The sequence below is a fragment of the Shewanella sp. ISTPL2 genome, from assembly GCF_013283205.1.
GTDB lineage: Bacteria > Pseudomonadota > Gammaproteobacteria > Enterobacterales > Shewanellaceae > Shewanella > Shewanella oncorhynchi.
In genome coordinates, this window is sequence record NZ_JAAPAV010000001.1 from 315,503 (window position 1) to 330,182 (window position 14,680).

At 45.9% G+C, this 14,680-nt stretch carries 6 protein-coding genes; all 6 read left to right on the forward strand.

Annotated elements, in window-relative coordinates; genetic code table 11:
* Nucleotides 1–151: 151 nt before the first annotated feature.
* The 6 genes from pdhR to HUB64_RS01500 all read left to right on the forward strand — a co-directional run bounded on the left by pdhR (nt 152) and on the right by HUB64_RS01500 (nt 14,614).
* Nucleotides 152–904, forward strand: coding sequence for a pyruvate dehydrogenase complex transcriptional repressor PdhR (pdhR, locus tag HUB64_RS01475; RefSeq protein WP_105250401.1), 753 nt, complete (start codon nt 152–154; stop codon nt 902–904).
* A gap of 81 nt (nt 905–985) precedes the next feature.
* Entirely contained in the window at nt 986–3,652 is a 2,667-nt protein-coding gene (aceE, locus tag HUB64_RS01480) for a pyruvate dehydrogenase (acetyl-transferring), homodimeric type (RefSeq protein WP_173496213.1), read from the forward strand.
* Between the two features lie 12 nt (nt 3,653–3,664).
* Nucleotides 3,665–5,668, forward strand: coding sequence for a dihydrolipoyllysine-residue acetyltransferase (gene aceF, locus HUB64_RS01485; RefSeq protein ID WP_173496214.1), 2,004 nt, complete (start codon nt 3,665–3,667; stop codon nt 5,666–5,668).
* A 147-nt stretch (nt 5,669–5,815) separates the two neighbouring features.
* The gene (gene lpdA, locus HUB64_RS01490) at nt 5,816–7,243 is read left to right on the forward strand and encodes a dihydrolipoyl dehydrogenase (protein ID WP_105250398.1); all 1,428 of its coding nucleotides are present in this window, start codon (nt 5,816–5,818) and stop codon (nt 7,241–7,243) included.
* A gap of 379 nt (nt 7,244–7,622) precedes the next feature.
* A complete protein-coding gene (locus tag HUB64_RS01495; protein WP_173496215.1) occupies nt 7,623–12,116 on the forward strand; it encodes an EAL domain-containing protein in 4,494 nt (1,497 codons plus the stop codon).
* Between the two features lie 281 nt (nt 12,117–12,397).
* Nucleotides 12,398–14,614 (forward strand): patatin-like phospholipase family protein, encoded by a 2,217-nt coding sequence (locus HUB64_RS01500; protein WP_173496216.1) that lies wholly within the window; start codon nt 12,398–12,400, stop codon nt 14,612–14,614.
* Nucleotides 14,615–14,680: the final 66 nt, after the last annotated feature.

The following is a 14,680-nucleotide window of genomic DNA, read 5'->3' on the forward strand; positions in this document are numbered from 1 at the left end:
TTTTTCCGCTATGCTCTCTCTTCGTGAGTGCTTTTGATCGAGATCGCTTTTAAGGAGTGATCTTCAATCTGGACATCAAAACGCTGATTTGATAAAGTGCGCTCACTCAAAAAAATTGGTAAGACCAATTTACAACGGAGCTGAGCGCCTGATGGCCTATAGTAAAATTAATCAGCCAAAAATTTCTGACGTGATCATGGCGCAATTAGAGCAAATGATCTTAGAGGGGAGTTTACAGCCCGGTCAGAAGTTACCGCCTGAACGCGAACTAGCGATCCAGTTTGAAGTGTCTCGACCTTCTTTGCGTGAAGCTATTCAAAAGCTTGAGGCAAAAGGACTGTTAATGCGCCGCCAAGGCGGTGGTACTTATGTCAAAGAACAACTCTGGCAGACCCTTGCCGATCCTATTGTTGAACTGATGAATTCAGATCCAGAAAGTCAGTACGACTTACTGGAGTTCCGCCATGCCACCGAAGGCATGATGGCCTATTTTGCGGCCCTGCGTGGTACCGACGCCGATATGCAAAATATCAAGCGTATGATCCTCGAGGTGGAAGCCGCCACCGATATCGAACAAAAAGCTGCTGCGATTGTGCGTTTTTATCGTGCTGTGGCGGAAGCGTCACATAACGTGGCTATGTTACACCTCGTTCTTAGTTTAACCCCTGTGCTGCATCAAAATGTGGCGCAAAACCTGGAGCTTTTAAGCCGCCGCGAAGAAGCTTCTACTATGGCTAACGATCACAGACGGGCCTTGCTCGCTGCCATCGTTCGTCGTGATCCCGACGCCGCCAGAGAAGCCTCGAATGAACACTTAAGTTACATCGAAGAGGTGATGTTATCTGTGCGGGAAGAAGATAGCCGGTTGCAGCGAAGCTTGCGCCGTTTAAAGAGTGGCGCTTAAGTTCTGTGATTTAGCTGCCAGCTAAATCGGAATATGCCGCAAACACCATTCATTATCATGTATATAGAGAAGGACAGTGTCATGTCTGAAGATATGCTACAAGACGTAGATCCGTTAGAGACTCAGGAATGGGTTGATGCCCTGCAAGCCGTGTTGGAACAGGAAGGCCCAGAGCGCGCGCATTTTTTACTAGAAAAGCTGATCGATAAAGCGCGTCGTAATGGCACTCACTTGCCTTATAACGCCACAACGGCTTACCTGAACACTATCCCTGCGGGTCAAGAGCCGCACATGCCTGGCAACCAAGAGATGGAACGTCGCATTCGCGCCATCATCCGTTGGAACGCTTTAGCTATGGTGCTTCGTGGTTCTAAGAAAGATTTAGAATTAGGCGGCCATATTTCAAGCTTCGCCTCAAGCGCGACTATTTATGACGTATGTTTTAACCACTTCTTCCGCGCACCCAATGAAAAAGACGGTGGCGATTTAGTGTATTTCCAAGGCCATATTGCCCCTGGTATTTATGCGCGTTCATTCTTAGAAGGTCGTTTAAGCGAAGACCAACTGGCTAACTTCCGTCAAGAAGTGGATGGCAAGGGTCTGTCTTCATACCCACATCCAAAACTGATGCCGGATTACTGGCAATTTCCAACCGTTTCTATGGGCTTAGGTCCTATCCAAGCGATTTATCAGGCGCGTTTCCTGAAATATCTGACTGACCGTGGTCTGAAAGATTGTTCAGCACAAACCGTTTACTGTTTCTTAGGTGACGGTGAGTGTGACGAGCCAGAAGCCTTAGGTGCGATTGGTTTAGCGGCCCGTGAAGAATTAGATAACTTAGTCTTCATCGTTAACTGTAACTTACAGCGTCTTGATGGCCCTGTACGTGGTAACGGTAAGATCATCCAAGAACTTGAAGGCGAATTCCGCGGCGCAGGCTGGGAAGTGGTCAAAGTGATTTGGGGTCGTTACTGGGATCCATTATTGGCCCGTGACACTAGCGGTAAGTTACTGCAGTTAATGGAAGAAACCGTTGACGGTGAATACCAAAACTGTAAAGCCAAAGGTGGCGCTTATACTCGCGAACACTTCTTTGGTAAGTATCCTGAAACGGCCGAAATGGTTGCTAATATGTCAGATGATGACATTTGGCGTTTAAACCGTGGCGGTCATGATCCCGTGAAAGTGTACGCTGCCTTAGATCACGCACAAAAAACCAAAGGTCGCCCAACGGTGATTTTAGCTAAAACTGTAAAAGGTTATGGCTTAGGTGATGCGGGTGAAGGTAAAAACATCGCTCACAACGTGAAGAAAATGGGTATCGAGTCTATCCGTTACTTCCGCGATCGTTTCAATATTCCGATCCCAGATGACCAGTTAGAAGATCTGCCTTTCTATCACCCAGGTCCAGATTCTGAAGAAGTGAAGTACATGATGAGCCGTCGTGAAGCGCTGTATGGTAGCGTGCCACAACGTCGTCAAAAGTTCACCGAAGAGATGGAAGTGCCATCACTGAAGATTTTCGATTCGATTTTACAGGGCTCTAACGGCCGTGAAATTTCATCGACTATGGCATTCGTTCGTGTTCTGACAGCCCTGCTGAAAGACAAGAAAATTGGCAAAAATATTGTGCCAATTATTCCTGACGAAGCCCGTACTTTCGGCATGGAAGGTTTGTTCCGTCAAGTGGGTATTTATGCTCACGAAGGCCAAAAATATATTCCGCAGGATTCTGACCAAGTTGCTTACTACCGTGAAGATAAAACCGGCCAAGTATTGCAAGAAGGGATTAACGAACTCGGCGCTATGTCTTCATGGGTATCAGCAGCGACGAGCTACTCAGTCAACGATACACCTATGATCCCGTTCTACATCTACTACTCAATGTTCGGTTTCCAACGTATTGGCGACATGGCTTGGGCAGCGGGTGACATGCGTGCTCGTGGTTTCTTAGTCGGTGGTACTTCCGGTCGTACAACGCTTAACGGCGAAGGTTTACAGCATCAAGATGGTCACAGCCACGTATTGGCGAACACTATCCCTAACTGTATTACTTACGATCCAACATACGGCTACGAAATCGCCGTTGTGGTACAAGATGGTATCCGTCGTATGTACGGCGAGAATCAAGAAGATATCTTCTACTACTTGACCACAATGAACGAAAACTATGAGCAACCAGCCATGCCAGAAGGCGCGGAAGTGGGCATAGTGAAAGGTATCTACAAGTTAGAAACGGTTGCGGGTTCAGGTAAAGGCAAAGTTCAGTTAATGAGCTGTGGCACTATCCTTGAACAAACTCGTAAAGCGGCGCAAGCACTGGCGAAAGACTTTGGTATTACTGCCGACGTATTCAGTGTGACCAGCTTTAACGAATTGACTCGCGATGGTCAAGCCGCTGAACGTTGGAACATGCTGCACCCAACCGAAACGCCAAAACAAGCCTATATCAGCCAAGTGATTTCAAGTGATGCACCTGCAATCGTCGCGACTGACTATATGAAGATTTACGGCGAACAGTTACGTGCTTATATTCCTACCGATTACAAAGTGTTAGGTACTGACGGTTTCGGTCGTTCAGACAGCCGCGAGAATCTGCGTCACCACTTCGAAGTGGACGCTAAGTTTATCGTTATTGCGGCACTGAAATCACTGGTTGATCGCAAAGAGCTGCCTGTCGATGTGTTAGCAAAAGCCATTAAAGAATATGGTATCGACGCTGACAAGATCAATCCACAGTACGCGTAAGAGGCAATGAAAATGGCTGAATTAAAAGAAGTTTTTGTTCCTGATATCGGCGGCGATGAAGTGCAAGTGATCGAAATTTGTGTGGCTGTGGGTGATACCCTAGCGGCAGAAGAATCGATTCTTACCGTCGAAAGCGACAAGGCGACTATGGATATTCCAGCGCCTTTCGCCGGTGTTTTAGCCGAATTGAAAGTGGCTGTGGGCGATAAAGTATCTGAAGGTACTTTGATTGCTATGATGCAAGCGGCGGGCGCGGCAGCAGCCGCTCCGGCTCCAGTTGCAGCACCCGCTCAGGCGGCACCAGCATCTGCACCAGTTCAAGCGGCTCCTGCCCCTGTGGCTGCGGCTCCTGCGACGGGCGCAACCAAAGTGGTTGAAGTGACAGTACCAGATATCGGTGGCGACACAGATGTATCGGTTATCGAAGTCCTGGTTGCTGTCGGTGACAAGATTGAAGTTGATAGCGGTTTAATTACCCTAGAAACAGACAAAGCGACGATGGACGTGCCATCACCTTTCGCGGGTGTGGTTAAAGACGTTAAAGTTGCGGTTGGCGATAAAGTGTCGCAAGGCTCTTTAGTCATCATGCTTGAAGTGGGCGGCGCTGCACCTGCAGCCGCGCCAACTGTTGCTGCCCAAGCTGCTCCTGCCACTACGGTAGCGCCAGTGGCCGCAGCACCTGCTGCACCAGCGGCAAGTGTGGTTGCGGTAAAAGAAATTCAAGTGCCGGATATTGGCGATGCCAGCAATGTCGATGTGATCGAAGTGCTCGTCTCTGTCGGTGATGAAATCACTGCCGACCAAGGTTTGATTACGCTTGAAACTGACAAAGCCACCATGGAAGTGCCTGCGCCATTCGCCGGTAAACTGCTGTCTTTGACTGTTAAAGTGGGTGACAAGGTTTCTCAAGGTAGCGTCATTGCGACGATTGAGACGACTTCTGTTGCAACAGCAAGTGCGCCAGCACCTGCTGCACAAGCGGCGGCTCCTGCTCCAGTGAGCGCTGCACCCGTTGCAGCCCCAACACCTGCAAGCCGTCCACCAGTACCCCATCACCCAAGCGCAGGTACACCTGTGTCTACTGGTGCGGTACATGCGTCTCCTGCAGTACGCCGTTTAGCCCGTGAGTTTGGTGTCGACTTGACCCAAGTGACTGGTTCTGGCCGTAAAGGTCGCATCATGAAAGAAGATGTGCAGGCGTATGTGAAATACGAACTGTCGCGTCCGAAAGCGACTGCTGCAACTTCTGTTGGTTCAGGTAACGGCGGTGGTCTGCAAGTGATTGCAGCACCTAAAGTTGATTTCAGTAAGTTTGGTGAAGTGGAAGAGATTCCATTAAGCCGTATCCAGAAGATTTCTGGCCCTAACTTACACCGCAACTGGGTGACTATCCCTCACGTGACTCAGTTCGATGAAGCTGATATCACTGAAATGGAAGAGTTCCGCAAGCAGCAAAACGATGTAGCGGCGAAGAAAAAAGCCGATTACAAGATCACGCCTTTAGTGTTTATGCTGAAAGCTGTGGCTAAAACGTTGCAACAGTTCCCTGTGTTCAACTCGAGCTTAAGCTCTGATGGCGAATCACTGATCCAGAAAAAGTATTTCCACATCGGTGTGGCGGTTGATACGCCAAACGGTTTGGTTGTGCCAGTCGTGCGTGACGTGGATAAGAAAGGCATTATCGAGTTATCTCGTGAACTGGCTGATATCTCTATCCGTGCCCGTGATGGCAAGCTGAAATCTGCTGATATGCAAGGTAGCTGTTTCACCATTTCAAGTTTAGGTGGTATTGGCGGTACGGCGTTTACGCCTATCGTGAACTACCCAGACGTGGCGATTTTAGGTGTGTCTAAATCTGAAATTAAGCCTAAGTGGAATGGTAAAGAGTTCGAACCTAAATTGATGTTGCCGCTGTCACTGTCATACGATCACCGCGTGATCGATGGTGCCATGGCTGCACGTTTTAGTGTAACGCTGTCAGGAATTCTGTCCGATATTCGTACTTTGGTTCTGTAAGCATATAAGGCTGCTCATCTTGAGCAGCCTTTTGTTTATTGTGATCAGTATCAAACACAGGTTAAAATGCGCCCACCTTACGCGCTGGCGCATTTTCGGTTGGCAGGATAGCTCCTCCAACGGATTGAATGAGAATTAGAGGAAAACATGAGTAACGAAATCAAAACTCAGGTAGTGGTATTAGGTGCAGGTCCTGCAGGTTATTCTGCGGCTTTCCGTGCTGCTGACTTAGGTCTGGAAACCATCATAGTTGAACGTTTTAGCACTTTAGGTGGCGTGTGTCTTAACGTGGGTTGTATCCCATCTAAAGCCTTACTGCACGTTGCTAAAGTTATCGAAGAAGCCAAAGCGGTTGCCGCTCACGGTGTGGTCTTCGGCGAGCCAACTATCGATTTAGATAAGTTACGTGGCTTTAAAGAAAAAGTCATTGGCCAATTAACTGGCGGATTGGGCGGCATGTCCAAAATGCGTAAAGTTAACGTGGTTAACGGTTTTGGTAAATTCACTGGCCCTAACACGCTAGAAGTGACTGCTGAAGATGGCACTGTGACTAAAGTGACTTTCGAGCAAGCGATCATTGCAGCGGGTTCTCGCCCAATCAAACTGCCATTTATTCCGCATGAAGATCCACGTATTTGGGATTCGACTGACGCATTAGAACTGAAAGAAGTTCCAGGCAAGTTGTTAGTGATGGGCGGCGGTATTATCGGTCTAGAAATGGGTACTGTGTACGCATCTTTAGGCAGCCAAATCGACGTGGTTGAGATGTTCGACCAAGTGATCCCTGCGGCTGATAAAGATGTGGTTCGCGTATTTACTAAGCAAATCAAGAAGAAATTCAACCTGATCCTTGAAACTAAAGTCACAGCGGTCGAAGCCCGTGAAGACGGTATCTATGTTTCTATGGAAGGTAAGAGCGCGCCAACTGAAGCCGTTCGTTACGATGCCGTATTAGTGGCTATTGGCCGTGCACCTAATGGTAAGTCGTTAGATGCTGAAAAAGCAGGTGTTAACGTTGATGAGCGTGGCTTTATCAAGGTTGATAAGCAACTGCGTACTAACGTACCGCACATCTATGCAATTGGTGACATCGTTGGTCAACCTATGTTGGCTCACAAAGGCGTGCACGAAGGCCACGTAGCGGCTGAAGTTATCGCTGGCATGAAGCACTACTTCGATCCAAAAGTCATCCCATCAATTGCTTATACTGACCCAGAAGTCGCTTGGGTTGGTTTGACTGAGAAAGAAGCGAAAGAGCAAGGTATTGCTTACGAAACCGCAACTTTCCCATGGGCTGCAAGTGGTCGTGCGATTGCGTCAGATTGTTCTGAAGGTATGACTAAGCTGATTTTCGACAAAGACACTCACCGCGTGATCGGTGGTGCTATTGTGGGTGTTAACGGCGGCGAGCTGTTAGGCGAAATCGGTCTAGCGATTGAAATGGGTTGTGATGCTGAAGATTTAGCATTAACCATTCACGCTCACCCAACACTGCACGAATCAGTCGGCTTAGCGGCTGAAATGTACGAAGGTTCTATTACTGATTTGCCAAACCCAAAGGCAAAGAAAAAGTAATTTAGCTGTCGATTAAAAAAGCGCTCACTTGAGCGCTTTTTTATTGCCTGTATTTTTTTGTAACTTTTATGTAAACAAGCGGATGAATTGAAGGGATTGAGCTGCTACAGTACAGTTATACCCAAGCGACCTCAAAATACGAGTTTCAGAGCGCCCAGGGTGCTTCAATTCAAGGCGCATCAATGAAAAAATGTGGCCACCTTTTGAATTGATGCAACACGGAAGTGGAGTGCCCTGGGTGCTCCGTCCCGGCGGGTTTTAACGCACTTTATGCGGTGTTGGCTATTTTTGACTTAGCCCACTAGGCCTGCAAATAGCCGTCTTGCCTAAAGTGCGTTAAATTCCCGCTGAATGCTGCATTTTGAGGTGGTTTGGGTATATGTATGAAGTAAGTTGTCACATGCAAACAAAAATAATTAGAACAATTCTGACATGTTTCATCCTTTCACTGATTAGCGTCCATTCGGCTTGGGCGGGCGGCTTTGTGCAGCGTGTTTTTACCGATAGAGACGGTTTAGCTGTCACCAGCATCCGAGGTTTAGCCTTAGATGACTATGGTTTTGTATGGGCAGCGACTGAGCAGGGCTTGTATCGGGTCAGTAATTCTAAGGTGCGGCGCATTGATAAAATTGGCACGGAATCACGGCTTGCGGATGACTTTTTAACGACAGTGGTAAACATCGACCGAGACAAGTTATTGGTCAGCACCAATGCCGCGATTTACCTTTACGATATAGTACAAAATCAATTTACCGCGTTTGGTTCTCCCTATCTATTCCCGCAGTTTCCAGGTGGTGCGCTGATATCGGCAGCCCGCAAGAATAGCAAAACATGGCGATTATTAATTGATAATGGTCAGATCTATGAGTTTTCCCCTTCAAAGTCTGAACTGCGCCTTATCACCCAATTAGCTGTTAATCGCGACCTTCCTTGGCGCAAGTTATTGCTTATGCCCAATGGACACATGTTGGTTGCGGGGCAGTTGCAACTAGAGCTCCTCGATAACAAGGGCGAACGGCTGTTCCAATACCCTTGGACCGAATCTATGGGCAGTATTCTCGATATGTTGGAGGATACTCAACATAGGATCTGGATTGCGACAGGGCGTGGTGTTTATCAATTAGATCAAATCGCTCATCAAATTACACCTGTGCCAGAATTACCCGATTGGAGCACAGCGATCATTGAAGATGCTAAAGGGTATTTGTGGTTTGCCAGTCGTATTGGCTTGTTAAAATGGTCGCCTGAGACGCGGTTGATTGAGAATTATCAGCAAGAGTTGAAGGCTGAGGCCAACATGGAAACGCTGAAAGCCATGTTGTTTGATGATGCAGGCTTGATGTGGGTTGGAGGCTCTGGTGATGGATTGGCATTGTTAGCGTCACCGCCTGATTTCATTCTTGATACTTATGCGGCAGATGAACCCTATCAGCTGAGCGATGCCATGACTTGGTCTGTACATGCCAGTGATGAAGGGGTTTGGCTCGGTTCTTCCAGTGTAGATTTTGTTGCTAAGGGCAGTAAAAAAGCGGTTAACATTCCGATTGAGGGGTTTAATCCCCACGAAAGTATTTATGATATTAGTGAGTTTGAGGACCATTATTTACTGATCTCAACAACCAGTGGTCTTTTTGTTATTGATAAAGAGACCTTGCAAGGAAGTAGTTTTTCTAAATGGACTCACGGTCAGGATGACTTTAAAAATAAGCTCATATATAAAACTTATCGGGATCCCAAACTGAAAGGACGCGTCTGGATTGCGACTACCACGGGACTCTATTTTTGGGAAATGGGACTCTATGAGCCCCAGCCATTTGATATTGATAAGTCATCGAACGAATTTGATGGCCCCAAGCGGCCAGTGATCCGCACGATTTATCGTACCTCTGACGGTCGTCTTTGGGTTGGCGGTAAAAAAGTCTTTGGTTACATAGACAGTCAAAACGAGTTTCATGATCAACGGCACTTATTTAATGCTTTTGCGGCACAACCAACGATTAGCCATATTGAAGAAATGTCCCCGGGAATTATCTGGTTTGGTTCTTATGAAAAAGGTTTGTTTGAATATCAGCAGCAGGCGGAATCGTTAGTTTCACTGACTTCCGAATGGCAATTAAATTGTAGTTCAGTGTTTTTTATTCAAAAGACCCCTAAGTCAAATCTTGTGGGTTGTGCTGATTCTTTGATTCGTCAGGATATTCAAACTGGCAATATCGCCATGTTTAATCAACTCGATGGTTTGATTTCCGATGAAATGAACGAGGGCGCTTATTTTTATTCGCCAAAAACAGGCTTTTACTTAGGAACACCTGAAGGTGTGATGCGACTCGATGTCAATAGGCTGGTCAATCGTATAACCGATGACCATGTGATGCTTGAATCTGTCTCTGTGTACTATAACAACACGACAGAAGTATCCTTGTTGCCGCGTAACCTGATGACCATCAAACCCGATGCGAATATGGTGAGTTTTCAAATCACTAACTTAGATTACCTCGATGATTCGCCAATTCAATTTAAATACCGATTACGTTATCAGGATGAAGATAGCCATTACGTCTTGTTGCAGGGGGAATCTCAGATCAACCTCGCAGGATTAGCGGCGGGTGGCTATGTGTTAGATATTTTGAGTCAAGTTAATGGGATATGGTCAGATAAGCCGTTCTCTTATCCTTTTTATGTTGAGCAGCATTGGTGGTTATCCCAAGGTTTTAAAGGCATTTTGCTGCTGTTATTTTCAATTATTGCTTTAAGTCTTGCTTGGTATCGACAACGACAGATCAATACCTTTAAGCAGATGAATCTGGCATTAACGGAGAGTGAGGACAGGTTAAGGCAGTCTTTGCGCGGCAGTGACTCAGATCTCTGGGAGTGGCATAAAAATACTCAGGCATTTCACCTTGATAATCGCGGTTCGGTGCTTGGTACGCATGCCAATGAGATTGTGGTGAGCTTAGAGGATTTGCCTGTGCATCCGCAGGATAGGGAGAAAGCTCTCGCTCAGTGGGATAACATGATGGCGGGTGAGATTGACCGATTCGAGGCCGAATATCGCTATCAGCGTAAGGACGGTAATTGGGGGTGGCTGAGGGTTAGAGGGCGGCCAGTTGCTCGCAATAAGCACTCAAATGAAATTGAACGGGTCGCGGGTATTTATAGCGATATTACTGTGCAACGCCAGCTAGAAGATGAAATTAATTTATTGGCGAAAGCGTTTGGCAATACCTCTGAAGGTGTGTTGATTTTAGATGTCGAAGGCGGTATTCGCGTTGCTAATTACGCTGCGCAACAAATTATTGGTATAGATTCTGACGACTTAGTTGGGCAACCATTTGCACAATTCGTACAGATGAATGACGGATTAGCATCGGAGATTAAGCAACTTCTCCGTGATAGTCAGTCTTGGACCGGAGAGCGGGAGTTAATCCGCGCCAATCAGCAACTCTGTCCAGTGTGGCTAAACGTGTCGGTGATGCAAAGCATTAACGGGAAAGTAACCCACTATGTGGTGGTATTTTCTGATATTACGGAGCGTAAACGTACTGAAGCCGATTTACGCCGTTTGGCTAATTACGATGTACTTACTGGGTTGCCAAATCGCTCCTTATTTTCTAGCCGTTTATTACAGTCGATTCAAGCTGCGCAACAAACAGGTGAGAAACTGGCGCTATTGTTTTTAGATCTCGATAGATTTAAGCATGTTAATGATTCCTATGGTCATAGCATGGGCGATGCTCTGCTGGTCGAAGCATCAAGCCGACTGCAATCTTGTATTTCCAGCGAGCATTTACTCTGTCGTTTTGGTGGCGATGAATTTGTGATTTTACTCCGCAATGCAAACAGCATTGACGATATTAACCATGTCGCCGAGCGCCTGTTGGAGCAAATTGTCGCGCCTTTTAAGTTATATGGTCGGGAATTTTATATTTCGACCAGTATAGGCATCAGTATTTGGCCCGACGATGCGGTGCAGCCAGAGGCTTTTATCAAGAATGCCGATCTTGCTATGTACCATGCCAAAGAAGAAGGGCGAGGCAATTTCCAATATTATTCCTCGGAGCGTAATGCTCAAGCCCTCTATCATTTACGGCTTGAGGCCGATTTACGCAAAGCCATAGAACGGCAAGAGTTCGAGCTTTATTACCAGCCGCAAATTGATATTTTGCGTAATGATAAGCTCATAGGAATGGAAGTATTAATTCGCTGGAAACATCCGCTGGACGGCTTTATTCGTCCCGATATTTTCATCAAAGTCGCCGAGGCCTGCGGTTTAATTGTTGATATTGACCGCTGGGTATTAAGACAAGCCTGTGTGCAGGGAGCCAATTGGACTAAGCGCTATGGCTCGGGCTTTAAGTTGTCGGTTAATATTTCGGCGGTGCATTTTAGGCAGCCAGATTTTATTGAAGATATCCAAAGAATTTTACAAGAAACCCAAATGCCAACAGCATCTTTAGGATTAGAAATCACCGAAGGCGTATTGATGAAGGAGTTGCATGTCGCTAAAGACCATCTTACTCGATTGAAATCTTTGGGGATCGAGGTTGCCATCGATGACTTTGGTACTGGGTATTCTTCACTGGCTTATTTGCGTAATTTTGAAGTCAATACCCTAAAAATTGATCGCTCCTTTTTGATTGATATCGCCACTAATACCGCAGATCAGGCGATTGTGAGCAGTATTATTGAATTAGCCCGTAACCTTAAATTAAATGTAGTTGCTGAAGGGATTGAGACGGTTGAGCAGTTAGAGCAAGTCTTTAGCCGTGGCTGTTATATTATTCAAGGGTATTATTTTGCTAAACCTATGTGCGTTGATGATTTTGAGCGCTATTTAGAGACAGATAACAAAATCGTCTCTATTGATCATTAAGCTAGAAACATAGTCTATTATTGGCTCGCGAATACTTAATATTTGTACAGCTGATGGGCAATCGTCTGCACGATATAAGCCAGTGAGCTTGAGATGTAAACGTTATCGTCTTCAGTGATGATGGATATTTTGTTTAGCAGTTTATTCAATTAAACTTCATCTGTTTGTATAAAGAGTACACAAACTTATCACTAGTCGGTCCAGATAAAATATGACTGACGGTTAAATCGATAAGTTTGTTAATATAACTCGGATTTTTATCCCATAAAAAGTAGCCTCACATGATGCGTCAACTACTCGCTTCTATTATTTTGTGTTTATGTGTTACCCCGTCTTTGGCTGCAGAGCGCCTTAAAATTGGTGTCGTACTCAGTGGTGGTGGTGCTAAAGGCGCCGCTCATGTGGGCGTGCTCAAAATATTAGAAGAACATAACATCCCCGTTGATTACATCGCGGGCACCAGCATAGGCGCCTATGTCGCTGGCATGTATTCACTGGGTTACAGTGCGAGTGAAGTGGAAGCTATCATGATGGGGGTCAACTGGGACAGTGGCTACTCGGACACCATACCGCGCAATATTTTGAGTTACAGGGATAAACAGTTACGCGACCGTTACAATATTCCGTTAAACATTGGCTATAACGAAGGCCAAGTGAGGGCTCCAAGTGGTCTGCTACGTGGACAGACTATGTCACAACTTTTACGTCAGTCGACAGATCTGGTACAGCAATTTGGTCATTTTGATGATTTAGCCATTCCCTACCGAGCGGTTGCAACCGACTTAGAAACTAGCTTACCTGTGGTGATTAGTCATGGCAGTATGGTTAAAGCCATGCAAGCGTCTGCAACTGTACCTGGTGCACTTCAGCCAGCACAAATTGAAGGCAAGTTATTGGTCGATGGTGGTATTGCTAATAACATGCCCGTCGATGTGGTTAAGGCCATGGGAGCCGATATTATTATCGCCGTCGATATTGGCTCGCCTCTGGTCAAAAAAGATAAATTAGACAGTACTATCGCAGTGCTCGATCAGCTCTCTAATTTTTTGACCAATGCCAGCACTGAAAAACAAAAACAATTACTGACAGATAAAGATGTATTGATCCGACCCGCGATTGACGCCCTCAGCACCACTGATTTCACTATTATGCCGCTGGCATTAACCCTTGGAAAAGAAGCCGCTAATGGTCAGCTTTATAAGTTGAGCAGCATGAGCGTGAGCCCTGAGGAATATGCCGCTTACGTCGAGGCTAAAAAAGCCAAAGGTAAATTATTAATGGCGGATGTACGTCATCCCATTAATGAAATCGTATTTGAAAACCAATCTAAGGTGAGTTTGAATCTCTTGACGGAAACCTTGGATATTAAACCTGGGCAAGCTGTATCTAAAGACGAGCTTAATGAGGCGTTAAAGCGTATTTACTCCCTCAATAAATTTGAACGTGTCGATGCTGAATTTGTAGAAGGTGAGGATGGCCGTATACTCACAGTCACCACTAAGGCTAAGTCTTGGGGGCCGAATTATTTCCAACTGGGCTTTAATTGGGAGGATGATTTTAATTCAGAATCTGCCATCAGTTTTGACATGGCTTATACCATGACTGATTTGACCTTTAATGGTGGCGAGTGGCGCAATGAGGTCAAACTCGGCATTGAAAAGTTGTTTGCAACTGAGTTCTATCAGCCTTTAGACAGGGACCAACAGTTCTTTAGCCGTGCCCGCTATCAATACGATACCCGTGATTGGGACTTATACGATAATAACAGTCGTATCTTAACCTTCGACAAGAAAACCCACACTATTGAATTAGGCATAGGTTATAACTACACCTTACAAGGGATGATTGAGTTAGGCTTAGTCGCAGAGAAGGGGTCGATAGTCAATGATGTTTGGCTAACGCAGGACTTAGATTTTAGTTCCTATGGTGCTTACTTTAGGTTCGGTTACGATAGCTTAGATAGCATTAGCTTTCCAACATCAGGTAATCGCGTAACCTTAAACGTTTACGTGCGCAATGAAGATTTCAATGACAGTATCGACGATAATCAAAACCAATTTAGTGTGCAAATAGAGGCCGACTGGAAAGGTGCCTTGAGTGTCGGTAACCACGCTTTTGTTGGTAAGGCATCAATTGCTACCAACAATAATGATGGGGTCAATACGCTGCATTTATCTGAGCTGGGAGGATTCTTAAACCTGTCTGGTTACCATAAAGACTCCATTATGGGCGCACATAAAGTGTTTGGGGCCTTTATTTATCAATATGATCTCGGGCGTGATGCACTAGGTATGACAGATTATCCTCTATACCTAGGTTGGAGCTTAGAGGCGGGGAATGTCTGGGACGAGCGCACTGACGTTACCCTGACCGATCTGATTTATGCATCGAGTCTTTATATCGGTACAGATACTTCCATGGGACCCGCAGCACTTGGTTTTGGGATCACAGATCTTGGCGATAAGTCTTTCTATTTATTTGTGGGTAAAAACTTCTAGTTTGATATTTGTGTAAAGGACTTAAGGGCATGACTGAGGTTGTGCCCTTACTTTTTGGTCGATGGA

Excerpts from the sequence above, each read along its gene's own strand:
- HUB64_RS01495 (WP_173496215.1), top strand. The coding sequence starts at position 7,623 with ATGTATGAAGTAAGTTGTCACATGCAAACAAAAATAATTAGAACAATT.
- aceE (WP_173496213.1), top strand. The coding sequence starts at position 986 with ATGTCTGAAGATATGCTACAAGACGTAGATCCGTTAGAGACTCAGGAA.
- HUB64_RS01500 (WP_173496216.1), top strand. The coding sequence starts at position 12,398 with ATGATGCGTCAACTACTCGCTTCTATTATTTTGTGTTTATGTGTTACC.
- pdhR (WP_105250401.1), top strand. The coding sequence starts at position 152 with ATGGCCTATAGTAAAATTAATCAGCCAAAAATTTCTGACGTGATCATG.
- aceF (WP_173496214.1), top strand. The coding sequence starts at position 3,665 with ATGGCTGAATTAAAAGAAGTTTTTGTTCCTGATATCGGCGGCGATGAA.
- lpdA (WP_105250398.1), top strand. The coding sequence starts at position 5,816 with ATGAGTAACGAAATCAAAACTCAGGTAGTGGTATTAGGTGCAGGTCCT.